22 protein-coding genes are annotated in these 25060 nt (G+C 64.9%); 14 read left to right on the top strand and 8 right to left on the bottom strand.

The annotated features are described in order from the left end of the window. The first annotated feature begins 14 nt into the window (after window positions 1–14). Genes H6P80_RS08145 through H6P80_RS08185 form a run of 9 tightly spaced genes read left to right on the top strand, consistent with a single transcriptional unit; the run spans window position 15 to window position 9369 of the window. Window positions 15–626 carry an NADH-quinone oxidoreductase subunit J gene (locus H6P80_RS08145; RefSeq protein ID WP_185800789.1) on the top strand — a complete coding sequence of 204 codons (612 nt, stop codon included), beginning with the start codon at window positions 15–17 and terminating at the stop codon, window positions 624–626. Continuing rightward, on the top strand, window positions 623–928 hold the full coding sequence (gene nuoK, locus H6P80_RS08150) for an NADH-quinone oxidoreductase subunit NuoK (RefSeq protein WP_185800790.1): 306 nt from the start codon (window positions 623–625) through the stop codon (window positions 926–928). The genes H6P80_RS08145 and nuoK overlap by 4 nt, the downstream gene beginning before the upstream one ends. Window positions 929–932: 4 nt before the next feature. Continuing rightward, window positions 933–2918, top strand: coding sequence for an NADH-quinone oxidoreductase subunit L (gene nuoL, locus H6P80_RS08155; RefSeq protein WP_185800791.1), 1986 nt, complete (start codon window positions 933–935; stop codon window positions 2916–2918). A gap of 4 nt (window positions 2919–2922) precedes the next feature. Then, the gene (locus H6P80_RS08160) at window positions 2923–4497 is read left to right on the top strand and encodes an NADH-quinone oxidoreductase subunit M (protein ID WP_185800792.1); all 1575 of its coding nucleotides are present in this window, start codon (window positions 2923–2925) and stop codon (window positions 4495–4497) included. Beyond that, window positions 4497–5933, top strand: a complete 1437-nt coding sequence (gene nuoN / locus H6P80_RS08165) for an NADH-quinone oxidoreductase subunit NuoN (protein WP_185800793.1) — start codon at window positions 4497–4499, stop codon at window positions 5931–5933. Before H6P80_RS08160 ends, nuoN begins: the two co-directional genes overlap by 1 nt. Before the next feature lie 24 nt (window positions 5934–5957). After that, on the top strand, window positions 5958–6665 hold the full coding sequence (locus tag H6P80_RS08170; RefSeq protein WP_328804969.1) for a biotin--[acetyl-CoA-carboxylase] ligase: 708 nt from the start codon (window positions 5958–5960) through the stop codon (window positions 6663–6665). Window positions 6666–6676: 11 nt separating this feature from the next. Then, the gene (locus H6P80_RS08175) at window positions 6677–7453 is read left to right on the top strand and encodes a type III pantothenate kinase (RefSeq protein WP_185800794.1); all 777 of its coding nucleotides are present in this window, start codon (window positions 6677–6679) and stop codon (window positions 7451–7453) included. 6 nt (window positions 7454–7459) lie between these two features. Continuing rightward, the gene (locus H6P80_RS08180; RefSeq protein ID WP_185800795.1) at window positions 7460–9097 is read left to right on the top strand and encodes a ribonuclease J; all 1638 of its coding nucleotides are present in this window, start codon (window positions 7460–7462) and stop codon (window positions 9095–9097) included. 2 nt (window positions 9098–9099) lie between these two features. Then, window positions 9100–9369 (top strand): DUF1467 family protein, encoded by a 270-nt coding sequence (locus H6P80_RS08185; RefSeq protein ID WP_185800796.1) that lies wholly within the window; start codon window positions 9100–9102, stop codon window positions 9367–9369. A 12-nt stretch (window positions 9370–9381) separates the two neighbouring features. Here the strand turns inward: H6P80_RS08185 and H6P80_RS08190 are convergent, their stop codons facing one another. Next, window positions 9382–11676 carry a coiled-coil domain-containing protein gene (locus H6P80_RS08190; RefSeq protein ID WP_185800797.1) on the bottom strand — a complete coding sequence of 765 codons (2295 nt, stop codon included), beginning with the start codon at window positions 11674–11676 and terminating at the stop codon, window positions 9382–9384. Window positions 11677–11775: 99 nt separating this feature from the next. On the opposite strand from H6P80_RS08190, the gene H6P80_RS08195 reads away from it, so the two are divergent. The 4 genes from H6P80_RS08195 to H6P80_RS08210 all read left to right on the top strand — a co-directional run bounded on the left by H6P80_RS08195 (window position 11776) and on the right by H6P80_RS08210 (window position 16008). Continuing rightward, window positions 11776–12105 (top strand): Hpt domain-containing protein, encoded by a 330-nt coding sequence (locus H6P80_RS08195; protein WP_185800798.1) that lies wholly within the window; start codon window positions 11776–11778, stop codon window positions 12103–12105. A 115-nt stretch (window positions 12106–12220) separates the two neighbouring features. Continuing rightward, on the top strand, window positions 12221–13459 hold the full coding sequence (locus tag H6P80_RS08200; RefSeq protein WP_185800799.1) for a glycosyltransferase family protein: 1239 nt from the start codon (window positions 12221–12223) through the stop codon (window positions 13457–13459). Window positions 13460–13513: 54 nt separating this feature from the next. After that, window positions 13514–14635, top strand: coding sequence for a DUF2336 domain-containing protein (locus H6P80_RS08205; protein WP_185800800.1), 1122 nt, complete (start codon window positions 13514–13516; stop codon window positions 14633–14635). Then, window positions 14632–16008 carry a sensor histidine kinase gene (locus H6P80_RS08210; RefSeq protein WP_185800801.1) on the top strand — a complete coding sequence of 459 codons (1377 nt, stop codon included), beginning with the start codon at window positions 14632–14634 and terminating at the stop codon, window positions 16006–16008. Before H6P80_RS08205 ends, H6P80_RS08210 begins: the two co-directional genes overlap by 4 nt. Window positions 16009–16011: 3 nt before the next feature. On the opposite strand, the gene H6P80_RS08215 is transcribed toward H6P80_RS08210, so the two are convergent. Together H6P80_RS08215 and gltX are read right to left on the bottom strand one after the other, a co-directional pair. After that, window positions 16012–17292, bottom strand: coding sequence for a citrate synthase (locus tag H6P80_RS08215; protein ID WP_185800802.1), 1281 nt, complete (start codon window positions 17290–17292; stop codon window positions 16012–16014). A gap of 30 nt (window positions 17293–17322) precedes the next feature. Further along, a complete protein-coding gene (gene gltX, locus H6P80_RS08220; protein ID WP_185800803.1) occupies window positions 17323–18747 on the bottom strand; it encodes a glutamate--tRNA ligase in 1425 nt (474 codons plus the stop codon). 27 nt (window positions 18748–18774) lie between these two features. On the opposite strand from gltX, the gene H6P80_RS08225 reads away from it, so the two are divergent. Continuing rightward, window positions 18775–20913, top strand: coding sequence for a ComEC/Rec2 family competence protein (locus H6P80_RS08225; protein ID WP_185800804.1), 2139 nt, complete (start codon window positions 18775–18777; stop codon window positions 20911–20913). Here the strand turns inward: H6P80_RS08225 and lexA are convergent. The 5 genes from lexA to trpD form a co-directional block, all read right to left on the bottom strand. After that, window positions 20907–21563: a transcriptional repressor LexA gene (gene lexA, locus H6P80_RS08230; RefSeq protein WP_185800805.1), complete on the bottom strand. Its 657-nt coding sequence runs from the start codon at window positions 21561–21563 to the stop codon at window positions 20907–20909. The genes H6P80_RS08225 and lexA overlap by 7 nt on opposite strands. Window positions 21564–21635: 72 nt before the next feature. Continuing rightward, window positions 21636–22823: a molybdopterin molybdotransferase MoeA gene (locus H6P80_RS08235; RefSeq protein WP_185800806.1), complete on the bottom strand. Its 1188-nt coding sequence runs from the start codon at window positions 22821–22823 to the stop codon at window positions 21636–21638. After that, the gene (gene moaC / locus H6P80_RS08240; RefSeq protein WP_185800807.1) at window positions 22820–23290 is read right to left on the bottom strand and encodes a cyclic pyranopterin monophosphate synthase MoaC; all 471 of its coding nucleotides are present in this window, start codon (window positions 23288–23290) and stop codon (window positions 22820–22822) included. Before moaC ends, H6P80_RS08235 begins: the two co-directional genes overlap by 4 nt. After that, a complete protein-coding gene (trpC, locus tag H6P80_RS08245; protein WP_185800808.1) occupies window positions 23283–24077 on the bottom strand; it encodes an indole-3-glycerol phosphate synthase TrpC in 795 nt (264 codons plus the stop codon). Before trpC ends, moaC begins: the two co-directional genes overlap by 8 nt. Beyond that, a complete protein-coding gene (trpD, locus tag H6P80_RS08250) occupies window positions 24074–25060 on the bottom strand; it encodes an anthranilate phosphoribosyltransferase (protein WP_185800809.1) in 987 nt (328 codons plus the stop codon). Before trpD ends, trpC begins: the two co-directional genes overlap by 4 nt.

A 25060-nucleotide genomic window follows, 5' to 3' on the forward strand; every position in this document is an offset into this window, starting at 1 on the left:
GTCCACCGAACACCGTGATTCAGGCCATCGCCTTCTACATTTTTGCCAGCGTCGTTATCGCCTCGGGTGCGATGACGATCCTGTCGCGCAATCCCGTGCATTCGGTGCTCTGGCTGATCCTCGCCTTCTTCAACGCGGCGGGGCTGATGCTGCTGATCGGCGCCGAATTTATCGCGATGCTGCTGGTGATCGTCTATGTCGGCGCCGTCGCGGTGCTGTTCCTGTTCGTCGTGATGATGCTCGACATCGATTTCGCCGAACTCAGGGCCGGGGTGAGCCGCTATCTGCCCTTCGGCCTGTTGATCGCACTCGTGCTGCTGGCCGAGATCGTGCTCGCCATCGGCGTATGGAATTTCGCGGATATCGGCCCCGACACGCGGCTGGCGCAGATCGATCCGAGCGTTCCCAATATCGAGGCCGTCGGGCGCGCGCTGTACGACCGCTATCTGCTGATCTTCGAAGGGGCGGGCATCGTCCTGCTCGTCGCGATGGTCGGCGCGATCGTGCTGACCCATCGCGAGCGTTCGGGCGTGCGGCCGCAAAATGTGTCTAAGCAGATCAAGCGCCGTCCCGAAGAAGCGACGCGCAACACCAATCCCGAAGTCGGCAAGGGGATCGAGCTGTGATCGGTTTGGGGCATTATCTGGTCGTCGGTGCGATCCTGTTCGTGATGGGCGTGCTCGGCATCTTCATCAACCGCAAGAACATCATCATCATCCTGATGGCGATCGAGCTGATCCTGCTCGCCGTGAACATCAATCTCGTCGCGTTCAGCGCCTTTCTCGGCGACATCGTCGGCCAGGTTTTCGCGATGTTCGTGCTGACCGTGGCTGCCGGTGAGGCGGCGATCGGGCTGGCCATCCTCGTCATCTATTTCCGCGGCCGGGGCACGATTTCGGTCGATGATCCCAGCCGGATGAAGGGATGACGCGTTGATCCAGCTTATCGTCTTCCTGCCGCTGCTCGCGGCCATCGTCGCGGGCTTGGGCAACCGGATGCTCGGCAATGTCGCGGCCAAGCTGATCACGACGGGCGCCCTGTTTGCCGCCTGCGCGATGAGCTGGCCGATCTTTCTGTCTTTCCTCGTCGGCGGGCAGGAAGCCTATGTCGCGCCGGTGTTCGACTGGATCCGTTCGGGCGATCTCGACGTCGCCTGGAGCCTGCGCGTCGATACGCTGACGGCCGTCATGCTCGTCGTCGTGACCAGCGTCTCGGCGCTCGTCCATCTCTACAGCTGGGGCTATATGGACGAGGATCCGGACCAGCCGCGCTTCTTCGCCTATCTCTCGCTTTTCACCTTCGCGATGCTGATGCTCGTGACGTCGAACAATCTCGTGCAGATGTTCTTCGGCTGGGAAGGGGTGGGGCTGGCGAGCTATCTGCTGATCGGTTTCTGGTACCACAAGCCGTCGGCCAACGCGGCCGCGATCAAGGCGTTCGTCGTCAACCGCGTCGGCGATTTCGGCTTCTCGCTCGGCATCTTCGGCACCTTCCTCGTCTTCGGCACCGTTTCGATCCCGGAAATCCTGGAAGCCGCGCCGGCCATGGCCGGATCGACCATCGGTTTCCTCGGCACGCGCATCGACACCATGACCTTGCTCTGCCTGCTGCTGTTCGTCGGCGCGATGGGCAAGTCCGCGCAGTTCGGCCTCCACACCTGGCTGCCCGATGCGATGGAAGGCCCGACCCCGGTTTCCGCGCTGATCCACGCCGCGACGATGGTGACGGCCGGCGTGTTCATGGTCTGCCGTCTCTCGCCGATGTTCGAAACCAGCCCGGTCGCGATGGGAGTCGTCACCTTTATCGGGTTGATCACCGCCTTTTTCGCCGCGACCGTCGGCACGACGCAAATGGATATCAAGCGGGTGATCGCCTATTCGACCTGCTCGCAGCTCGGTTACATGTTCGTCGCGGCCGGTGTCGGAGCCTGGGGCATCGCGATGTTCCACCTCTTCACCCATGCCTTTTTCAAGGCGCTGCTGTTCCTCGGCGCGGGCAGCGTGATCCACGCCATGCATCACGAGCAGGACATGCGTTATTATGGCGCGCTGCGTAAGCAGATCCCCTTCACCTTCTGGGCGATGGTCGCCGGTACGGTGGCGATCACCGGTGTCGGCGTGATCGGTTTTTTCGGTTTTGCGGGCTTCTATTCGAAGGACGCGATCATCGAGGCGGCCTTTGCCAGCGGCACGAGCATCGGCGGCATTGCCTTCTTCTCCACCGTTTTCGCGGCGCTGCTGACGAGTTTCTACAGCTGGCGGCTGATCTTCATGACCTTTTTCGGCAAGGCGCGCTGGATCGACAGCGAGCATATCCAGCATGGCGTGCACAAGACGCCCGAAGAGGCGGGGGACGACCGGACCGGCGGCTATCATCCGCACGAAAGCCCGTGGACGATGCTGGTGCCGCTTGGCCTGCTTTCAGTCGGCGCGGTTTTCGCCGGATATTTCTTCACGCACGAGTTCGTCGATAGCGCGGCCTTCTGGAACGGCAGCGTCGCGTTCAACGAGCATCTGATCCACGAAATCCACGAAGTGCCGCTCTGGGCGAAGCTTTCCTCTACCGTGGTGATGCTCGCCGGACTGTTGATCGCCTGGCTTGCCTATATCCGGCATACCGACTGGCCCGAAAAATTCGTGGGCCAGTTCCGCGTGCTCCACGCGTTCCTCCTGAACAAATGGTATTTCGACGAGCTCTACAACGCGATTTTCGTGCGTCCCGCCTTCGCCATCGGCCGCTTTCTCTGGAAGCGTGGCGACAAGGGCACGATCGACCGGTTCGGGCCGGACGGCTTCGCCTGGGTGGTCGCGCAGGGCAGCGGCGTCACGCGGCGTTTCCAGTCGGGATATCTCTACACCTATGCGCTCGTCATGCTGATCGGCCTTGCCGCGGCAGCGACCTGGGCGATGACACGGTAACGGCATGAACGCTCTCGGTTTTCCCATTCTTTCGCTGATGGTGGCGCTGCCGCTGCTGGGCGCGCTTGTCTGCCTCGTCGCGCCCGGTGCGGGCGAGGCCAAGGCGCAGACCGCGCGTTATGTGGCTCTCGGCGCAACCCTCGCCACCTTTGCGCTCGGCATCCTGCTCTGGGCCAGTTACCAGATTGGCGGGCCGCAATGGCAGTTCGTGGAGAGCTATCCGCTGTTCGGGCGTTTCGCCTGGGCGCTGGGCATAGACGGCATCGCGCTGATGCTGATCATGCTCTCGGTTTTCCTGATGCCGATCTGTATCCTGGCCAGCTGGAAAGCGATCACGACCCGCGTGCCGGAATATATGGCGGCGTTCCTGCTGATGGAATCGCTGATGATCGGCGTGTTCACGGCGCAGGACCTGTTCCTCTTCTACATCTTCTTCGAGGCCGGCCTCATTCCGATGTATCTGATCATCGGCATCTGGGGCGGCGCCGAACGGATCTACGCGAGCTACAAATTCTTCCTCTACACCTTGCTCGGATCGGTGCTGATGCTGATCGCGATGCTCTGGATGGCGCAGGAAGCGGGCACGACCGACATTCCGACGCTGATGGCCTATGATTTCCCGGCGAACGCGCAGACGTGGTTGTGGCTCGCCTTCTTCGCGAGCTTCGCGGTGAAGATGCCGATGTGGCCGGTACACACCTGGCTCCCCGACGCGCATGTGCAGGCACCGACCGCGGGTTCGGTGATCCTCGCCGGCGTGCTGCTCAAGATGGGCGGTTACGGCTTCATCCGTTTTTCGCTGCCGATGTTCCCCGAAGCGTCCGCCGATCTCGTATGGATCGTTTTCGGCCTGTCGATGATTGCCGTCGTCTACACCTCGCTGGTCGCTTTGGTGCAACAGGACATGAAGAAGCTTATCGCCTACAGTTCCGTCGCGCATATGGCGTTCGTCACCATCGGCCTGTTCGCGTTCAACCGGCAGGGCATCGAGGGTGCGATGATCGTCATGCTCAGCCATGGCCTTGTTTCCGGCGCACTCTTCCTGTGCGTCGGCGTGATCTACGATCGGCTCCATACCCGCGAAATCGATCGCTATGGCGGGCTCTCGGACAATATGCCGCAATATGCGGTACTGTTCCTGCTCTTCACCATGGCTTCGGTCGGCTTGCCGGGAACCAGCGGCTTCGTCGGGGAATTCCTGGCGCTGGTCGGCGCTTATGAAGCTTCCAGCTGGGTCGCCTTTATCTGCACGACCGGCATCATTCTCGGCGCGGCCTATATGCTCTATCTCTACTGGCGCGTCTGCTACGGCACGCTCGACAAGGAAGACGTGAAGGCGATGCCCGATCTCTCGCTGCGCGAACTCGCGATGCTCGGGCCGATTGCTGCGATCGTCCTGTGGATGGGCGTCTATCCCGAAAGCTTCATTGCGCCGATCCGCGACGATGTCGGGGTGTTGCTCGACCGGATCGAACGTGCCGCGCCGGCGGGCGACGCACATCTCGTTATGGGCGAACCGCCAGCCGCAGAAGACGGCGAGCACCATGCCGAACCGGCAGCCGGGGAGGGCGCCCACTAATGTCCTATCTCGACAATCTCGTCATCGTTGCGCCCGAACTGATCCTCACGATCACCTCGTTGCTGGCGTTGCTGCTGGCCGCATGGTCGGGCCGCAGCGGCTATGAGGCGGTTTCGGTCGTGTGCCTGTTCGGCCTGCTCGTTGCGGGGCTTTCGCTGGTGGGCGCGGCCGGCGATGGCGGGCCGGTCTTCGGCGGGCTCTATTTCGCCGATGATTTCTCTACCTTTTCCAAGGTGCTGATCTATGCCGCGGCGGCGGTTTCGATATTGATGGCGCCGCGCTTTTTCGCGAGCGACGGGCTGCGCGCCGAATATCCGATCCTGATCGTGTTTGCCGCGCTGGGCATGGGTTTCATGGTCTCGTCCGGCGATCTGATGACGCTCTATATCGGCCTCGAAATGCAGAGCCTTGCCGCCTATGTGCTGGCGAGCTTCATGCGCCAGGACACGCGATCGGCGGAAGCCGGCCTCAAATATTTCGTGCTCGGCGCGCTGGCGAGCGGCATCCTGCTCTACGGCGTTTCGCTGCTTTACGGCTTTACCGGCACCACCAGCTATCGCGGCATCGCCGTCGCCATGCAGGCGGGCCTTTCGACCGGCGAACTGTTCGGGCTGGTGTTCGTGCTTGCGGGCCTGGCCTTCAAGATCAGCGCCGTGCCCTTCCATATGTGGACGCCGGACGTTTACGAAGGCGCGCCGACGCCGGTCACCGCCTTCTTCGCCTCGGCGCCCAAGGTCGCCGCCGTCGCCCTGTCGATCCGCGTGGTGATCGACGCGATGGGCCCGGCGACCGGCGAATGGCAGCAGATCGTGATCTTCGTGGCGCTTGCCTCGATCGCGCTCGGTGCGGTCGCCGCGATCGGCCAGTCCAACATCAAGCGCCTGCTTGCCTACAGCTCGATCAACAATATCGGTTTCGCGCTGATCGGCCTGGCTGCCGGTACGGTCGAAGGCGTAGCCGCGACCATGTCCTATATGGCGATCTATGTCGTGATGACCCTGGGCAGCTTCCTGTGCGTGCTCCAGATGCGCGACGCGGAGGGGCGTCCGGTCGAGGATATCGAGAGCCTCGCCGGTCTGTCGAAGACGCAACCGGCGCTCGCCGCGGCCTTCGCGATCTTCATGTTCTCGCTCGCGGGCATTCCGCCGCTGCTCGGCTTTTGGGGCAAGTTCCTGGTGTTCGACGCGGCGGTTTCGGCAGGCCTCTTCCCGCTCGCCGTGATCGGCATCGCGCTCTCGGTGATCGGGGCCTATTATTATCTCCGCATCGTCAAGACGATCTATTTCGACGATTCCGCGCCGGCCTATGCTCCGGCCAATTCGATGGTCGAGAATGGGCTGATCGCGGTGGCGGCCGCAGCGGTTTCGCCGCTCGGCTATCTGCTCGTGCCGTTCCTTGCGCTGACGGCAGGCAATGCCGCGCGGGCGCTGTTCTAGGATGCATTAGTCCTGGGTATCCGTATCCAGACGGTCGCGGAGACCGGCTCCACCAACGACGATATGATGGCGCGTGCGCGGTCCGGCGAAGGCGAGGGACTGTGGCTGCGTGCCGAACGCCAGAATTCGGGGCGGGGACGGCAGGGGCGAAGCTGGGACTCGGTGACCGGCAACCTCTTCGCGAGCACGCTGGTGCGGCTGGGCGAAGGCGACCCACCTCCTGCGAGCCTGGCGCTGGTCGCCTCGCTCGCGCTCTACGACGCGGTGGCCGCCTTCCTGCCCGAAGATGAGCATGTTTCGCTGCTGCTCAAATGGCCCAACGACCTGATGCTCGAGGGCGGAAAGCTTTCCGGCATCCTGCTCGAACGCGAAGGCAATGCGGTTGTGATCGGCATCGGCGTCAACCTTGCCCGCCATCCCGAAGGGCTGGACCGGCCGGTGACCAGCCTTGCGGTCCATGGGATGCCTCCGGCGCCCGACATTTTCCTGCGCGAACTCGCCGAGCGGTTCGCCGATTGGCTTGCCAAATGGCGAGAACCGGGGCTTGGCGCGATCCGCGATCAATGGCTGTCGCGTGCCCATCCGCCGGGAAGCGCGCTGACCGTGCATGATCCCACCGGCCGCAAGCTGGAAGGCATGTTCGACGGGATCGACGCCGATGGCGCGCTGCGTCTGCGCTTGGCGGACGGCTCCGTCCATGTCATGCATGCCGGCGATGTTTTCCTTGTCTGAGAGTTAGGCCGATGTTGCTTGCCGTCGATGCCGGAAACACCAATGTCGTCTTCGCGCTGGTCGAAGGCGACGAGATCAGGTCCCGTTGGCGCATCGCCACCGATCCGCGCCGGACGGGCGACGAATATGCGGTGTGGCTCCACAATCTGATGGCGCTTGAAGGCCTGACGCCCGCCGATGTTGATGCCGTCATTATCGGCACGGTCGTTCCGCGCACCATCCATAATCTCGAAGTGCTGGCGTCCAAATATTTCGGCGTCGAGGCGATGATCGCCGGGCAGCCTCCGGTCGAATGGCCGATGCGGCTCGATGTCGACGAGCCGAAATCGCTCGGGGCAGACCGGGCGCTCGACATGATCGCCGCCCATGCACTGTATCCCGAAGATTTGATCGTGATCGATTTCGGCACGGCGACGACCTTCGACGTCGTCGATTATGAAGGCGCGTACAAGGGCGGGATCATCGCGCCGGGGATCAACCTTTCGCTCGACGCACTGGTCAACGCCGCCGCGATGCTGCCGAGGATCGCGATCGAGGCTCCCGAGGGCGACAAGTCGGTGGTGGGTACGACGACGGAAAGCCAGATGCATATCGGCGTCTACTGGGGCTATGTGGCGATGGTCGAAGGGCTGGTGGCGCGGTTGCGGGCCGAAATCGGCCGGCCGGCCAAGGTCGTTTCCACAGGCGGTCTTGCGGCCCTGTTCGACAAGAATACCGATGTCTTCGATGCCATCGAGCCCGATCTGACGATTCAAGGGCTGGCCATGCTCTACCAAAGGTCTAGATAGGCCCGCATGAACCCCAAAAACGAACTGCTTTTCCTCGCGCTCGGCGGGTCGGGCGAGATCGGCATGAACGTCAATCTCTACGGAACCCAGGGAAAATGGGTGATGGTCGATTGCGGCATCACCTTTGGCGATGCCCATTATCCGGGCATCGAACTCGTACTCCCCGATCTCGAATTCATCGAGGACCGGGCCGAAGACCTGCTCGGCATCGTGCTGACGCACGGCCATGAGGATCATATCGGCGCGCTGGCGCATCTCGGTGCCGATCTCGGCGTGCCGATGTATGCGACGCCGTTCACCTCCGGTCTTATCGTCAAGAAGCTGGAAGAAGCCGGGTTGCTCGACGATGTCGAGCTCCATGTCATCGAGAATGAGGGATCGTTCGAACTCGGCCCGTTCGGCTTTCGCTACGTGCCGCTTGCCCATTCCATTCCGGAGGGCAACGGACTGGTTATCGATACGCCGCATGGCCGCATCTTCCATACCGGTGACTGGAAGCTCGACGACGAACCGCAAATGGGCAAGCCGGCAACTGCCGAAGAGCTGACCGCGATCGGCGATGAGGGAATCCTCGCGCTCGTCTGCGATTCGACCAATGTCTTCAACGACAAGGCATCGGGTAGCGAAGGCGCGGTGCGCGAAGGGCTAGGCGAAGTTATCGCCGCGGCCACCGGCCGCGTGATGGTCACGACCTTCGCCTCGAACGCCGCCAGGCTCCAGACGCTGGGCCGCATCGCCGACGACACCGGCCGCCAGCTTTGCGTGGCGGGGCGTTCGCTCAACCGGATTATCGAGACCGCGAGGGCGACCGGCTATCTCAAGGATTTTCCCAGCACCGTCGATTTCGACGAGGCGATGAAGCTGCCGCCACGCGAGCTGATGATCATCGCGACCGGCGGGCAGGGGGAGTCCCGCGCCGCGCTTGCGAGGGTCGCCGAGAATAATCACCCGCTGACCTTGGTCGAGGGAGACCTTGTTGTCTTCAGCTCCAAGCAGATCCCCGGCAACGAGATCGCCATCGGCCGGGTGCAGAATGCACTCGCCGAGCGCGGCATCGAAATGGTCACCGACCGCCAGGCCTTCGTCCATGTCTCCGGCCATCCCGGAAAGCCGGAACTGGCCGCGATGTATGAGTGGATCCGGCCCGAAATACTGGTGCCCGTGCACGGCGAAATCCGGCATATGGCGGAGCAGGCGCGTTTCGGCGCCGCCAAGGGCATTCCCAAGACGATCGTACAGCAAAATGGCGATGTCGTGCGGCTCGCGCCGAATGGCCCCGCCATTGTCGGCCAGGAGCGAACGGGACGGCTCGTCCTTGATGGCGATACGATCATCGCGGCGGACGGAGAGGCGATGAACGAACGTCGCCGGATCGCCCAGCGCGGGTTGATCGCGGTCGCGGTCGCTTTCGATGCCAAGGGCAAGATGCGCGGCATGCCCGCCTTTTCCATGGCCGGAGTCCCGATCGAGGAAGACCGCGAGCAGTTTATCGACGAAGCGGTCGAGGCAGCCGCGGGCGCGGCGCGCAAGGGCGCCAAGGATGCCGAAAAGCTGCGCGAGGCGATCCGCCTTGCCGTTCGCCGCATCGCGACCGAATGGACCGGGAAAAAGCCTGTCGTTAATGTGTCGCTGATGGAGGTCTAGCCGTGCAGCCGATTTCGGCGATCGCAATTTATTTCCTGTTCTGGTTCCTCAGCCTTTTCCTGGTTTTGCCTTTTGGCGTGAAGACCGACCGGGAGGCCGGTATCGAACCACAGCGCGGCCACGCCGAAAGCGCGCCGCACCGATTCTCGCCGGGCAAGGTCGTGCTGCGGACGACGATCCTCGCGGCGATCCTGTTTGCGCTATTTTATGCGAATTACGTCTTCGGCTGGATCACCACCGATACGATCGATTTCGTGAAGCTGGGCGAATAACCGCCCGGATCGCTAGCTGCGCAGGCGTTCGATCGCCTGGGCGAGCGACACGTAGAGCTTGCCGTTATCCGACGACAGCAAGGTCACCGCGAGCGGCGAGCCGTCGCGCGTCGCGAGCACCCGGCGCAGCATTGATTCGAAATCGTGAATATAGCGGTTCACATGTTCGCGGAATTCCGAGTTGCTTTCATATTGCGCGGCAATCTCGCGCGCTTCGCCGGTGTCGAGCAACCGGACCGCGCGCCGTGAGAAAACGCCGCGATCGCCCTTCAGATAGGCCGCCCAGGCCGTATCGGTGACCTCGTTCGAGAGGATCTTGCTGACGTCGATCGCGGTCGAGTTCAGCGATTCGATCAGCAGAGTCACGCGGCGGGCGAAACCGTCCATGCTCGATGCTTCTGCTTCCGTCTGCGTTTCTTCGAGCCGCGTCTCGATCGCCGTGCTGCGTTCCTCGATCTCGGCCATCTTGGCCTCGAGTTGATCGGCGGCTTCGCGGGCCGCGGTGATCGCCCGTTCGGAGGCCGTGACGATCTCCGCCATCCGGCCCTCGATATTCTCGCCAAGCGCATCGGACATCGCCTGGCGGGTTGCCTCGCTGAGCGCCGAAGCGCTTTGCGGGATCAGCTCGCCAAAGGCGGCGCGCGCCTTTTCGGCGGCCTGGTCGGCCGTCTCGCGTACCTGCGCCAAGGTTTCGATCAGGCGCGGCGCCGCGCCTTCGGCAATGCTGTTCGCCTGCTCGGCCGAATTGGCCAGCGCGGTTTCGAACCCGGCGATATCCTCGCGCATCGATGAAATCCGGTCGCCGACCTGATCGACGAAATTGGTGATGCCTTCCTTCTGGTCGTCGAGGCTCTCGCCGCTGACGACGACATAGGCGCGCGTATCGTCGGCCAGCTTCTGGAGCGTTTCGAGTTCGGGCGTAACGCTGCGGATCGCCTCTTTCAGCTGTTCGGTCCGCGATTCGGTGTCGGCAAAGGCCCGGGGCAGGGTGTCGCTCAGCGAAGAGGCGCTGAGATCGAGCGCCGCCTTCACCTCTGCCGCCCGCGCGATCAGCCGCTCGGTCGCCGCATCGTTGCCGCCGATGCTTTCGCCAAGCGCCGACATGCCCGCGCGAAGGCCATCGAGTTCCTCACCGAGCTTGCGGGCGTGGCCGGCCCCATTTTCGGAAAGGCCCGCCAGCCGCCCTTCGATGCCGGTCAGTCCCTTGTCGAGATCGCTGAGAACCGAGGCCGTTGCCCGGCGTTGTTCGCCGAGCTTCGCGTCGAACGCGGTAAGCGCATCGTTGGTCGCCGCAAGCCGCCCGTCGAGCATCGCTGCGGCTTCCTCGCTCTCGGCGGTGAAGGTCGCGCGCGCGGTTTCGATCATCGCGGAAAGCGCGGCCCCGATTTCGGCGACGACCTTCCGGGTATCCTCCACGGCATCGCTGGACCGGTTAAGCGCGGCCTCGACGGCAGCGTTTATCTCCTCGCCCTTGGTGGCGAGCTTGTTCGCGGCGATTTCGGCGACGCCTTCGATCCGGGTGAGATTGGCGGCAAGCGCCCGGGCGGCGCCGCTGGCGATATCGTTGGCTTCCTCGCCGCGCTCTTTCAGCGATTTAAGCTGGGTATCGAGGGACGCGGCCTGCTCGTGCGCGTTGATCCCGGCTTCCTTGAGGCTGCCGCTTACCGCGCGGGCCTGCTCTTCGGCGCGTGGAAGATCGGTCATGAGAATCTGGACATTGTCACGCGCGGTCTTCGCGGCACGATCCAGCAGCCCCGATTTTTCCTCGATCGTGGCGCCGGCGTTGCGCACATCCTCGCCGATCGTTCCCAGTCTGCCCGCCGCTTCCTCGCTGAGCACGAGCAGCCGGTCGGTTTCGGTCGATATGTTTTCGCGGATTTCGGATAGCTGGGCGGAAACGATCGCCATCGCCGTGTCCAGCCGACGGGCTTCGGTCCGCATGGCTTCCGCCGTGCGGCCGAAACGGACCGCTTCGCGGCGGCTGGTGCGCTGGGTCATCAGCCAGAAAATGCCGAGGAGCGCGAGCGGAACCGACGCGATCGCAATCCAGTTGGCGATTTCGGTGAGCGTGGGATTGCGCGCAACGATGCTTGAATAGGCGGCCCAGCCGACAAATCCCGTCCAGCCCAGCGCCGCCAATACGATCAGGATGACGGGCAGCCGCTCGGCGACACCCGGCTTTTCAAGCGCGAATGCCCATTCGTCTTCGTCCAGCCATTCGGGGCGCGCGGAGGCCGTTTCGATCTGCTTTCGGGCGGCGTTTCCGCCACTTTCGAGTTCGGCAATGTCATTTGCGGCTTCGGCCATCGCAAGTCCCTCTCAATTCGCCGTGTTTACCATGTTTTACTCCGCCCGAAAGCCTTGCAAGGCAACGGAGCGTTAACGGCGATGCCCTAAAGCCACAGCATGGCCTACGATCCGGGTGCATTAGACAAGACTCTCGCGGCTGCGGCGGGCGACGATCCGGCGCTTGTCGCGGAGTTGCGCCTGGCATTCTTCCGGAGTGCGCAGCGGCACGTATCCTCGCTCCACAACGCCGTGAACGACCAGCAATGGCAGGTTGCGGCCTGGCGGCTCAAGGGGCTCGCGGCGAGCTTCGGCGCGACCGACCTGATGGCGCTTGCCAGCGAGGCAGCCGAGGGCGTTCCGTTTAGCCGCGAATTGCTCGATCGAATCGACAAGGCCGTGGCCGGATTCGAAAAGAGCGGCCAATTTGGCGGCGGCGAACTCGGCTAAATCGCCTTCTATCCCCTAATTTGAGAGAAAATCCCGCTTTTGAGCGGTGAACGGCTTTGCAACCCGGCGATTGCAGGCGTAACCAAAGTCCCAAAATGGGTACGGGACGCACATAATGGCCTTTGCGGCGCTGATCGCGGCCTATCAGGAAACCGAGGACAGGGAAGGCGGCCTGCGCGCGCTGTTGCCGATGGCCGGCCGGAGCCTGCTCGAACATCAGGTGCGCCGGGCGATGGCGGCCGGCGCCAGCCATGCGGTCGTGCTTGTCGAACGGATACCCGCGGCGCTGAACGCGGCGCTGGACCGGTTGCGGCGCGACGGCATAGCGGTAACCCTGGCCCGAGATCCGATGGATGCGGCCGATCATTTCCACCCCGAAGAACATGTGCTGCTAGTGGCCGATGGGCTCGTCGCGGCGCCCGACTGCTTCGATGCCATGGCCGCGCGGGCTTCGCCGGCCTTGCTCGTCGTGTCGGACGTGCCGGCCAACGAGCATTTCGAAAGGGTCGATGCCGAAAAGCGCTGGGCAGGCCTCGCCCTGACCAATGTCGAGACGATCGCGGCAACCGCCCAGATGCTGGGCGATTGGGACCTGCAATCGACATTGATGCGCCGGATCGTGCAGGGCGGGGCGGACTTCCTGCCGATCGATGGCGAGGCAGGGGTGGTCGCCGAAGCGAGCGAGGCCGTCGTCCTTGCCGAACGCAGCGAAAAGAGCCGCGACGCGGGCAAGGCGATGCTCTCGCGCAACCGCCTCCACACGATGAGCTGGCCCGAACATTTCCTCTATGGCCGCGGCCTTTCCTTGCTGGCTCCGCTGCTGCTCGATTTCAGGATCGAGGCGTTCTGGCTGCGCGTCGCGGCGATCCTGCTCTCGCTTCTGGGCGCGGCGGCGCTTTGGTGGGGCTGGCAGTGGACCGGCCTGGTGCTGTTGCTGCTCGCCGGACCGATCGATGCGACGGCAGGGCGGATCGACCTTGCCCAGCTGCGTAGCCACGATGGGGGTTGGGAGGTTCGGTACGCCAAGGGCCTCGCCCAAGCCCTGGCGATCCTCGCGCTGGGCCATTTCGCCGCGCGATCGAGCGGGGAAAACGGCTATTTCGTCATGGCGGCTGCCGCGGTGGCGCTGCTGGTCTTCACAAGCCGCGAAATGGCGTTGTTCAGGCGAATAGGCCCCGAAAAGCAGCGGCTTTTGCCGTGGATGATAGACGGCAATGCGGCGATCTGGCTCGCCTTGCCCTTCGCCGCGGCCGGCCAGTGGAACTGGTGGCCGCTCGGGATTGCCGTTTACGCGTCTATCTCCCTGTTTTTGCTCCAGAACAGCATACGCGAGGCGGTTCGCCAGCGCGATTGACCTTTCGAAACAGGATTAGCATCGTCTTAACGACGTTTCGGCTATGTCCCTTTCATGTCCGAACCGGCCAATTCCCGCCCGGAATCTGCCGAAGAGCGCGCTGCGGCGTTGCTCGCCGACGCCGCGCGTGCCGCCTATGGGCGGCAGGCACGGGCGACGGTCGCACTCGAGGATTTGCACCGGCCCGAACGCTACCGCCTCAGCGAGTTTCAGATCCATACCATCCGACAGCTGCTCGACGGACTGATCGATGCCGTCGAAGGGGATTTGCGGGCGCGGCTGCTGGCGCGCGCCGAACTGCCGGACAATAGCGCTTTCGTAGCGTCGATCGGCGCTGCGCATGTCGCCATTGCCGGCCCGGTGATGCGGCGGGCGGGCTTGCCGGACGACGCGGCGCTCGCGACCGTCTTGCTGCGCCGGGCCGACGAATATCGGATCATGCGCCAGCTCCGAAAAGCTGCGTCCGTCACCGAAAATGGCGTATTGGACCGGCTCATGGACGAGCCCGACAGCGCCATTGCCGCGAGCGCGATGCGTCACCTGATCGCCGAAACCCGGAGCAACGACCGTCTCGACGACCCGCACATCGCGCGGGCGGACCTGCCCGCAGAGGTGGACAAGGCGCTGGTCTGGTCGGTGGCCGCGGCGCTGCGCGCCTATGGCGAACGCGAACATGGCATCGAGGGCGCGGCGCTCGACGCGCCCATCACCGCATCGGCGCGCGAAATGGTCGAGAGCCGGACGGCCGAGGCCGCGCTGGAATCGGCGGCCATGGACCTTGCAGGACATCTCGATCGCCACCGGCTGATCGACGATCGGTTGCTCGCGGAAACGCTCGGTGGCGCGCGGTTGGCGCTCTATGCCGCGCTCCTCGGCGAGAAGGCCCATCTACCTTTCGGCACGGCCTGGGATATGGCGACCGCGCCGGATGCCGCCGCCCATGCGCTGCTGCTCCGCCATCTCGGTGTCGAACGCGATATGGCCGCATTTCTGGCAACCGCGATGGCGCGGGCGGTGATCGGCGACGACCGCGCGGGCGAGGAATGCGCCGCGCGCCGGATCGAGGGCTATGAAGCGATGGATGCCGAGGCAATCGAGGCCGCGATGCGGCCCTGGCGGCTCGACATCGCCTATCGGACGGCGCTGGCTCGCCTTGACGCCGGAGACCGCGCATGAGCGGCGCGGCGGCGATGGACGGTACCGCCTTTGGCCGGCTCGACCGGGAAGGACGGCTGGTTTCGGCGGATGCCGCGCTCGCCGATCTCAACGCGCGCGCGGGTGGCGTGACCGGCGGCGCGCTCGCCATTCCCCAGATCGCGGCGCTGGCGCGGCTTGCCCAGCGTCTCGGCATTCATGTTTCGCGCTCGGTGATTGCGGCCGATGGCGAACGCGACCTCGAACTGCGCGTCCAGGCCGAACCGGATAGCGACGGCGTCAGTCTCGCCGTCGGTGGCTGGGTCGGAAGAGACGCTTCACCACCTGCGTCTGGCGCGCGCGCGATGCGCGATCACGATTTTCAGCGTGCGGCGGCCGACTGGCTTTGGGAAACCGATCAGGCGCTGCGGCTGACCTCGCTCTCGCCCGACGCTGTCGCCGCGATCGGGGCGATCGAGCCTTTTGTCGGCCAGCCGCTGACGGGCCTGTTCCGCTTTGTGGAAAGCGGAGACGGTGGCCTGCCGATCCTCAACGCGCTCGCCGAACATCGCCGGTTCGAGGACCAGGCGGCGGTGGTACGGGTCGAGGGCGGATTGACCGTGACCCTGACCGGCGTCCCGTTGATCGACGGCAATGGCCGTTTTGCCGGTTTTCGCGGTACCGCCGAAATGCGGGAAGAAGCGCCGGCCGCGCCGCCTCCGTCCGCCGATGAGAATATCGGCGTGCCCGATGCGTTCGGACGACAGCTCGACAGGGCGCTGCGCGAGCCGCTCGACAAGATCGTGGCCGGCGCGCACAGCATCGAAGCGCAACTCGATGGGCCGATCCGCACCGATTATGCCGAATATGCGGGCGATATTGCCCGGGCCGGCCAGCATCTGCTGGCGCTGATCGACGATCTTGTCGATCTCCAGGCTGTGGAACGCGACGATTTCGTCGCCGAGGTGCAGGCGCTCGATCTGGCCGATGTTGCGCGCAGCGCGGCCGGGCTGCTTTCGGTCCGCGCCAGCGAAAAACGGATCAAGATCGATATGCCGGCCGACGATGAAACGCTTCCCGCGCTTGGCGACTATAAGCGCGTGCTCCAGATCCTCGTCAATCTGGTCGGCAATGCGGTTCGCTATGCGCCGGAGGAAAGCCAGGTCTGGATACGCTGCGAAGGCGAGGGCGATCTTGCCGCCGTCGTCGTTGCCGATCAGGGGCGCGGCATCGCGCCGGAGGACCAGCCCCGCATGTTCGAAAAGTTCGAACGGCTTTCGGCGAGCGAACCCGGTACCGGCCTCGGCCTCTATATCGCCCGCCACCTCGCGCGCGCGATGGGCGGCGATATCGACGTCGACAGCGCGCCGGGGCAGGGCGCCCGTTTCGTGCTGACTCTTCCGGCTGGAAGCTAGCCTCTAGCGGCTCCCGAGCGGGACATAGTCCCGCATTGTCGGGCCCGTATAAAGCTGGCGCGGACGACCGATACGCTGTTCGGGATCCGAAATCATCTCGTTCCACTGGGCGACCCAGCCGACCGTTCGCGCGAGCGCGAACAGCGCCGTAAACATCGTCGTCGGGAAGCCGATCGCCGAGAGGATGACGCCCGAATAGAAATCGACATTCGGGTAGAGTTTTTTCTCGATGAAATATTCGTCGTTGAGCGCGATCTGCTCGAGCTCACGGGCGACATCGAAGATCGGATCGTCGACGCCGAGCGTTTCGAGCACCTCGGCGGCGGTTTCCTTCATCACCTTCGCGCGCGGATCGAAATTCTTGTAGACCCGGTGGCCGAAGCCCATCAGGCGGAACGGGTCCTCCTTGTCCTTGGCGCGAGCGATATATTCGGGAATCTTGTCCGGTGTGCCGATCTCGTGCAGCATGTTGAGCGCCGCTTCGTTGGCGCCGCCATGCGCCGGGCCCCACAGACAGGCGATGCCGGCCGCGATGCAGGCGAACGGATTGGCGCCCGAGGATCCGGCAAGCCGCACGGTCGAGGTCGAGGCGTTCTGCTCATGGTCGGCATGGAGGATGAAAATCCGGTCCATCGCCTTTTCGACGACCGGATTGACTTCATAGGGCTCGGCCGGAACGCCAAAGGTCATCCGCAGGAAATTTCCCGTGTAGGAGATCGAGTTTTCCGGATAGAGGAATGGCTGCCCGATCGAATATTTATAGGCCATCGCCGCGATCGTCGGCATCTTCGCGATCAAGCGGTGCGAGGCGATCTTGCGCTGCACGGGATCGGTGATGTCGGTCGAATCATGGTAGAAGGCGCTGAGCGCGCCGACGACGCCGCACATGATCGCCATCGGATGGGCGTCGCGGCGGAATCCGTTATACAGCGTTTTGAGCTGCTCGTGCACCATGGTGTGGCGCGTGATCGTATATTGGAAATCATCGAATTCGCCGGGGCTGGGCAGTTCGCCGTTGAGCAGCAGATAGGCGACTTCCATGAAGCTCGACTGTTCGGCGAGCTGGTCGATCGGATAGCCGCGATGGAGCAGGATGCCCTCGCCGCCGTCGATGAACGTCAGGCCGGATTCGCAACTCGCCGTCGAGGTAAAGCCAGGATCGAAAGTGAACATACCCGTCTGTGCGTATAGCTTGCGGATATCGACCACTTCGGGCCCTACACTGCCTTTGACCACCGGATATTGCTGATCTCCGATGGCCATTTCCCCGGCTTTGTCGCTCATTTATATGCTCCTGCTATCTGTCTGTTCTCTTTATCGTGTCTGGTCGGCGATCCGTGCCAGTGACTCCTCGCGGCCGAGGAGCACAAGCACGTCGAATATTCCCGGAGATTGCGCGCTTCCGGTAAGCGCCGCACGCAGGGGCTGCGCCACCTTGCCCAGCTTAAGCGCCTGAGCCTCGGCAAATTCCCTGACGGCGGTATCGAGCGCGTCCTCGGTCCACTCTTCCAGCCCCTCCAGCTCGGGCAATAAGGTGGCGAGCAACGCTCGGGCGTCGCTATCTAGCAGGCTTTTTGCCTTCTCGTCCAGATTCAGTGGGCGGGTGCGAAAAAGAAACATCGCCTGCTCCACGATCTCGTGGATTGTCTTGGCTCTCGGCTTGATTGCGGCCATGCTGCGTTGCAGCATATCCATGCCGTCTTCATGCAATTCATGGCCGAGATGGGCGGCGATGAGCGGCGCGGCGATATCGGCAAGGGCCGCATCGCCGGACTCGCGAATATAGTGGCCGTTGAGATTTTCGAGTTTCTTGACGTCGAAGCGCGCCGGCGACTTGCCGACGCCGTCCAGGGTGAACCATTCGATCGCCTGTTCGCGGCTGATGATCTCGTCGTCGCCATGGCCCCAGCCCAGGCGGAGCAGATAGTTGAACAGCGCCTCGGGCAGCATTCCCATCTCGTCGCGATAGGCCTCGACGCCGAGCGCGCCGTGCCGCTTGGAAAGCTTTGCGCCGTCCGATCCATGGATAAGCGGAACATGGGCATATACGGGTGTCGGCCATTCCATGGCCTCGATCAGCGCAAGCTGGCGGAAGGCATTGTTGAGATGATCGTCGCCCCGGATGACATGGGTGATGCCCATATCGTGATCGTCGACGACGACCGAGAGCATATAGGTGGGCGTGCCGTCCCCGCGCAGCATGACGAAATCGTCAATCTCCTCATTCTTGACCGTCACATCGCCCTGGACGGCATCGGCAATCGTCGTTTCGCCGTCGCGCGGGGCTTTCAGGCGGACGACGAAAGGTTCGCCTTCGGGGGCGTCGGCCGTATCGCGGTCGCGCCACGGGCTGTTGACCCGGAACGGGCGGCGTTCGGCCTGGGCCTGTTCGCGCATCGCCGCCAGCTCCTGCTGCGTCAGATAGCAGCGATAGGCATGGCCCTTGGCGAGCAGTTCGTTGGCGACCTCGGCATGGCGATTGGCGCGGGCGAACTGGTAGATTTCATCGCCGTCCCAGTCGAGCCCGAGCCAGCGCATGCCATCGAGGATCGCGGCGATCGCCTCGTCGGTGGAGCGGGCGCGGTCGGTATCCTCGATGCGGAGCGTGAAGGTGCCGCCGTGATGCCGCGCGAACAGCCAGTTGAAGATTGCCGTGCGTGCGCCGCCGATATGCAGGAATCCTGTGGGGGAAGGGGCGAAGCGGGTGACCACTCCGCCCGTATTTTCGGTTGCGCCCATGCGCGCTTTCTCCAAGATTGATCGCCGATGCGGCGGATATTTCGAGCGCGGACTAGCATAGCGTCTGGCGGGCGACAATCGGCGCTCGCCGGGGTTGCCGCCGCCATCGAGCGGCGGCTGGAAACCGAGCGCGATCAGCTGGCGCTGTGGCTGCCGGTCGGCCTTGGCTGCGGGATTTCCGCCTGGTTCATCGTGACCGAACGGAGCAGCTGGATCGCGTTCATTCTGGCGGCGCTGGCGCTCGCCGTGGCGGCATTCGCGTTCGGCCGGGGGAGCCGCGCAGGGCGGGGGCTGCGTCTCTTTGCGCTGGCCGCGGCATTCGGCATGGCGCTGATCTGGGTGCGTGCGGAATGGATGGCGACCGAGACATTGGAACGCCCGGTCGCGAGCCGCTTTTCGGCGGAGGTGGTTTCGGCCGAGCATTTGCCGGCGCGCGAAAGCATTCGGCTTGTCGTGCGCAACCCCAGCGATCCGGCGCTGCCCTATCGGTTCCGCGTCAATATCGACGAGGCGGCGGTTCCCGATGGCGTGCGGCCCGGCGCGCAGGTCGTGCTCGACGCGCGGCTGATGCCGCCGCCGCGCGCGGCCGTGCCAGGCGCATATGACTTTGCGGAGCGCGCCTGGTTCGAGGGGATCGGCGCGACCGGAAGGGCCTGGGGCGATGTAACCATCGTCCGCGAGGCGGGGCGCGGTTCGTTCGGGGCTTGGATCGATGCCCGGCGGCAGGCCCTTGCGGCGCATGTTGCGGAACGGCTCGGCGGCGGGGAAGGGGCGATCGCCGCGACGCTCGCCACCGGCGACCGCGGCCGGATCACCGAAGCCGATGCCGAGGCCATGCGCCGCAGCGGCCTTGCGCATCTTCTCGCGATCAGTGGGTTGCACGTCACCGCCGTGATCGGCGTGGCGATGCTGCTGGTGCTGCGCTTGCTCGCGCTGAGTCCGCGCCTCGCGCTGCGCTGGCCGCTGATGCTGATCGCGGCAGGCGCGGGGGCGATTGCGGGCCTTGGCTATACTTTGTTCACGGGCGCCGAGGTGCCGACCGTGCGCGCCTGCGTCGCGGCGATGATCGTGCTGCTCGGCGTGGCGATGGGGCGCGACGCGATCACCCTGCGGCTGGTCGCTACCGGCGCGCTCATCGTGTTGCTGCTCTGGCCCGAAACCATTGTCGGCCCCAGCTTCCAGCTGAGCTTCGCCGCCGTGATCGCGATAATCGCGCTGCATGAAAATCCGCGCATCAAGCGCCTGCTCTCGCGCCGCGACGAACGCTGGGCGAAGAAACTCGGCCGGTTCGGGCTCGGTCTGTTGCTGACCGGCCTCGCGGTTGAGATCGCGCTGATGCCGATCGCGCTCTACCATTTCAACAAGGCGGGGATGTACGGCGCGCTGGCCAATATCGTCGCCATCCCGCTGACGACCTTCGTGATCATCCCGCTCGAGGCGTTGGCGCTGTTTCTCGACATTTTCGGGCTGGGCGGACCGATATGGTGGCTCGCGGGCCAGGCACTGGGGGCGGTGCTATCGCTGGCGCACAGCGTGTCCGAAGCGCCCGGCGCGGTGGCCCTGCTGCCGGCGATGCCGCTCGGGGCCTATGGCTTGCTGATCGGCGGCGGCCTGTGGTTCTGCCTGTGGCGAACCGGCTGGCGGCTTTGGGGCGGATTGCCGATAGCCATCGGCGCGCTCTGGGCGATGCTCGCGCCGCCCGCCGATATCCTGATCACCGGTGACGGCACACATATGGCGGTTCGCGATGCGGACGGGCGGTTGGCGCTGCTGAGGCCGCGCGCCGGCGATTATGTCCGCGACATGTTCAACGAGGCGTCGGGAACCGAGGAGGAAGCCTCCGCGCTCGACGATCTGCCCGATGCCTGGTGCAGCAGCGACAGCTGCCGGGCGACCGTGTGGCGCGGCGGGCGGCAATGGCGGGTCTTCGCGACGCGCAGCAGCTATTTTCTACCCTATCAGGATATCATCGCCGAATGCGCCGCCGCCGACATCGCCGTCAGCGACCGGCGTTTGCCGGACGGCTGCACGCCGCGCTGGCTGAAAGCGGACCGGACTCTGTTATTGCAGACCGGCGGCCTCGCCATCCGGCTCGACCCGCCTTCGATCGAAACCGTGCGTGTGCCCGGAGACGATCATCCCTGGCTGCGGACCGGCGGTCAGTAGCGGCGCAGCAATCCGGCGAGCGTGCCCTGGATACTCACCTGTTCGGGGGAATAGCGCTGGGGCTCGTAGTTGCGATTGGCCGGATCGAGGCGGACCATCGATCCTTCGCGGCGGAAGGTTTTCAGGGTCGCGTCATGGCCGTCGACCAGCGCGACGACGATTTCGCCCTCGCGTGCGACCTCGGCCTTGCGGATCAGCGCATAATCGCCGTCGAGAATGCCTTCCTCGACCATCGAGTCGCCGGCAACTTCGAGCGCATAATGCTCGCCCGAGCCCAGGAAGGCGGCGGGAACCGACAGGCTGTCCTGCCCCTCGATCGCCTCGATCGGCTGGCCTGCGGCGATACGGCCGTGGAGCGGCAGTTCGAGAATGTCGTTGGCGGCGATCGGGATCGTCTTCGGCGCGCTGGTTATCGGCGCCAGCTTGGCGGTCGCGGTTTCGGGGGTCTTGAGGATCTCGAGCGCGCGCGCGCGATTGGGGAGGCGGCGGATGAACCCGCGTTCCTCGAGCGCGGAGATCAGCCGGTGCACGCCGGACTTCGACTTGAGGTCGAGCGCGTCCTTCATCTCCTCGAAAGAGGGGGAAATTCCGGTGTCGCCCAGCCGGTCGTGAATGAACATCAGCAGCTCATGCTGTTTCTTCGTCAGCATTGCCCTTGGCCTCCATATTGGCGTTCCCATGGGGAACGAACGGAGAACGTGTAGGAAACAAAAGATTCAGAGTCAAGCGAGCGGCAGGATATCCACGCGGTCGCCCGGTTCGGCGGCGGGCTCATGGGCCGGACGGCATATCAGCACGTCTGCCTCGGCCAGCGCGGCGAGGGCGGCGCTGCTTTGCTGCGGGATCGCTTCGACGGTTTCGCCGACCCGCTGGCCGCGCAAATATTCGGTTCGCTTGCCGACAGCCGGAAGCCGGGATGCAAGCGGCGCGGTATGAAAGCGCGGCAGCGGATGGCTGGCGCCCGACAGGGCGGCGACCAGCGGTTCGAGAAAAAGCTTCGCCGCGACAAAGGCCGAGGCGGGATTGCCGGGCAGGCCGAGAACCACGGCGCCGCCCAGCGTTCCGGCCATCAGCGGCTTGCCGGGCTTCATCGCGATCCGCCAGAATTCCATGATCCCGCCGGCCTCCTCGAGCGCCGGGCGCACAAGATCGTGATCGCCGACCGATGCGCCGCCGATCGTGACGATGATATCGGCCTTGCTCGACGCCGCGAACGCCTTGGCCAGCGCCTCCATCGTGTCCGGCACGATGCCGAGGTCATGGATTTCGACGGGAAGCGAAGCGAGCTGCGCGGCGAGCATATAGGCGTTGGAAGCCGGCAGTTGGGCCGGGCCGGTGGGTTTCCCGGGCGGCACCAGTTCGTCGCCCGTCGAGACCAGCGCGACATGGACCGCGCGGCGGACGGGGAGCGTGCCATGGCCGCCGGCTATCGCCAGCGCCAGCCTGGGCGGGGAAAGCCGTTCGCCTGCCAGGAGAAGATTGTCGCCTTCATCGAAATCGCCGCCGCGTTTGCGGATATTCGCGCCTTTTGCCGACGGACCTTCGCCATCGAGCGCAAGGGTTTTGCCGTCGCTCGCCGCTTCTTCCTGCACCATCACCGTGTCCGCGCCGCCGGGAACCGGGGCGCCGGTAAAGATTCGCGCGGCTTCTCCCGGCGCGATTGCCGTGCCGAGCGGCGATCCGGCCGCGCTTTCGCCGACCAGTTCCCACGGACCGGGCAGTTCGGCGAAGCGGATCGCATAGCCGTCCATCGCCGACAGATCGGCGTCGGGCTGGGTGCGCAGGGCGCGAATATCGTCGGCGAGCCAGCGGCCTGCGGCCTGCGAGACCGGCAATGTCTGCGCTTCCACCGGCCCCGCCAGCGCCAGCAGCCGCCGCTGCGCATCCAGGACCGGCAGCAGATCGCTCATTTTGCGGTCCAGTCGCCCGAACGGCCTCCGGATTTGGCGAGCAGCCGGATGCCGCCGATTTCCATGCCGCGATCGAGCGCCTTCGCCATGTCGTAAACGGTAAGCAGGGCGACCGAGACGGCGGTCAGCGCCTCCATCTCAACGCCGGTCTTGCCGGTCGTGCGGACGGTCGCGGTGGCCGTCACGCTATCTTGCCCGGTTTCGAGATCGAGCGTCACGCCCGCGATCGGCAAGGGATGGCAGAGCGGCACGAGGTCGCTGGTCTTTTTCGCGGCCATGATCCCGGCGATCCGCGCCGCGCCCAGCACATCGCCTTTCTTGACATTGCCCTCGCGGATCGCGGCCGCGGCCTCGGCGGACATCGCGATGCGGCCGGTCGCCGTTGCCTCGCGCACCGTATCGTCCTTGGCCGAAACGTCGACCATGCGCGCGGCGCCCGCCTCGTCGATATGGGTAAGCTCAGCCATGGCCCGTCAATAGCATGCGCGTCGCGGTTTCTACATCGTCCTCGCGCATCAGCGATTCGCCGACGAGGAACGCGCGTACGCCGCTTTCGGCGAGCCGCTGGCAGTCCGCATGGCTGTTGATGCCGCTTTCCGAAACGAGAAAGGCGTTGTCGGGCACGAGGCCCGCAAGCCGCTCGGTCACGGCAAGATCGGTCTCGAAAGTGCGCAGGTCGCGATTGTTGATGCCGATCAGCGGCGATTTCAGCGCCAGCGCGCGATCCAGCTCCGCCTCGTCATGAACCTCGACCAGCACGTCCATGCCGAAACTCAGCGCCGAGGCCTCGATATCGACCATCAGCGCATCGTCGAGCGCGGCGACGATGACGAGGATCGCATCGGCGCCGATCGCCCGCGCCTCGATCACCTGCCAGGGATCGACCATGAAATCCTTGCGCAGCGCGGGAAGCGCGCAGGCCGCCCGTGCCGCCTCCAGATAGGCGTCGGAGCCCTGAAAATAGGGCTCGTCGGTCAGCACGGAAAGGCAGGCCGCGCCGCCCGCTTCATAGGCTTTCGCATGGGCCGGCGGATCGAAATCCTCCCGAATGAGCCCCTTGGATGGGCTCGCCTTCTTGATTTCGGCGATCAGCGCATAGCCGCTTTCCGCCTTCACGCGCAGCGCGGTCAGAAAGCCGCGCGGCGGTGCCCGGGCTTCGGCGCGGGCCTCCAGATCGGCAAGGCTCGTCGCTGCCTTGCGCCGGGCGACCTCGTCGCGCTTTACCGCGCAGATCTCGTCGAGCTTGTTGGTCACCGGAAGGCGATCCAGCGGTCGAGAAGATCCTTCGCTGCGCCCTCGTCGATGGCCCGGGCCGTCTGTTTCGCGCCGTCTTCCCATCCGGAAGCGCGGCCCGCGACGATCAGGGCGCCCGCGGCGTTCAGCAGAACGGCGTTGCGATAGCCGCCGGTTTCTCCGTCGAACAGGCGGCGCAGCGCGGCGGCATTATGTTCAGGATCGCCGCCCCGGATCGCTTCGATGGGGAAGGCTTCCAGCCCTGCATCATCGGGCGTCACGCGGGTACCCCTATCGATCCCGCCGAAGCTCGCGATCCGGCTGAGCCCGGAAATCGAAAGCTCGTCCAGCCCTTCCTCGCCCGAAACGACCATCGCGGCCTCTGCGCCCAGCTGCTGCAGCGCCGCGGCATAGACGGGCACATAATCGGGCCGGGCGATGCCGATCAGCTGGCGGCTGACGCGGGCGGGGTTGGAGATCGGCCCCATCAGATTGAAGATCGTGCGTTTGCCGATGCGTTTGCGGATCGGCGTGATCCGCGCCATCGCCGGATGGTGATTGGCGGCGTGCAGGAAACAGATGCCGAGTTCGCTCAGGCTGCGCTCGGCCACGGTGCCGGCATGGTCGAGATCGAGGCCCAGCGCCTCCAGCGTGTCGGACGCGCCGGCCTTGCTCGATGCCGCGCGGTTGCCGTGCTTGGCGACCGGCACGCCGAGCGCCGCGACAACCATCGACACGGCGGTGGAAACGTTGAGCGTATGCTGCCCGTCGCCGCCCGTGCCGCACACGTCGATCGCGCCTTCGGGGGCGTGGATCGCGATCAGCCGCTCGCGCATCGCGGTCGCGGCGGCGGCGATCTCGACAGCCGTCTCGTCGCGCTCGGTCATCACCGTGAGGAAATGCTCGATATCCTCCTCGCGCGGCTTGCCGTCGAGCATGTCGGCAAAGGCCTGATAGGCGGCCGCTTCATCGAGCGGGGCGGTCGGGTCGGGCAGCTTTGTCAT

This window comes from Parasphingopyxis marina (assembly GCF_014237875.1).
GTDB lineage: Bacteria > Pseudomonadota > Alphaproteobacteria > Sphingomonadales > Sphingomonadaceae > Parasphingopyxis > Parasphingopyxis marina.

Excerpts from the sequence above, each read along its gene's own strand:
- gltX (WP_185800803.1), bottom strand. The coding sequence starts at position 18,747 with ATGGGCGCAACCGAAAATACGGGCGGAGTGGTCACCCGCTTCGCCCCT.
- nuoN (WP_185800793.1), top strand. The coding sequence starts at position 4,497 with ATGTCCTATCTCGACAATCTCGTCATCGTTGCGCCCGAACTGATCCTC.
- H6P80_RS08225 (WP_185800804.1), top strand. The coding sequence starts at position 18,775 with ATGCGGCGGATATTTCGAGCGCGGACTAGCATAGCGTCTGGCGGGCGA.
- H6P80_RS08195 (WP_185800798.1), top strand. The coding sequence starts at position 11,776 with ATGGCCTACGATCCGGGTGCATTAGACAAGACTCTCGCGGCTGCGGCG.
- H6P80_RS08200 (WP_185800799.1), top strand. The coding sequence starts at position 12,221 with ATGGCCTTTGCGGCGCTGATCGCGGCCTATCAGGAAACCGAGGACAGG.
- H6P80_RS08175 (WP_185800794.1), top strand. The coding sequence starts at position 6,677 with ATGTTGCTTGCCGTCGATGCCGGAAACACCAATGTCGTCTTCGCGCTG.
- H6P80_RS08190 (WP_185800797.1), bottom strand. The coding sequence starts at position 11,676 with ATGGCCGAAGCCGCAAATGACATTGCCGAACTCGAAAGTGGCGGAAAC.
- H6P80_RS08160 (WP_185800792.1), top strand. The coding sequence starts at position 2,923 with ATGAACGCTCTCGGTTTTCCCATTCTTTCGCTGATGGTGGCGCTGCCG.
- H6P80_RS08235 (WP_185800806.1), bottom strand. The coding sequence starts at position 22,823 with ATGAGCGATCTGCTGCCGGTCCTGGATGCGCAGCGGCGGCTGCTGGCG.
- H6P80_RS08205 (WP_185800800.1), top strand. The coding sequence starts at position 13,514 with ATGTCCGAACCGGCCAATTCCCGCCCGGAATCTGCCGAAGAGCGCGCT.
- H6P80_RS08215 (WP_185800802.1), bottom strand. The coding sequence starts at position 17,292 with ATGAGCGACAAAGCCGGGGAAATGGCCATCGGAGATCAGCAATATCCG.
- lexA (WP_185800805.1), bottom strand. The coding sequence starts at position 21,563 with ATGCTGACGAAGAAACAGCATGAGCTGCTGATGTTCATTCACGACCGG.
- H6P80_RS08180 (WP_185800795.1), top strand. The coding sequence starts at position 7,460 with ATGAACCCCAAAAACGAACTGCTTTTCCTCGCGCTCGGCGGGTCGGGC.
- trpD (WP_185800809.1), bottom strand. The coding sequence starts at position 25,060 with ATGACAAAGCTGCCCGACCCGACCGCCCCGCTCGATGAAGCGGCCGCC.
- H6P80_RS08210 (WP_185800801.1), top strand. The coding sequence starts at position 14,632 with ATGAGCGGCGCGGCGGCGATGGACGGTACCGCCTTTGGCCGGCTCGAC.
- moaC (WP_185800807.1), bottom strand. The coding sequence starts at position 23,290 with ATGGCTGAGCTTACCCATATCGACGAGGCGGGCGCCGCGCGCATGGTC.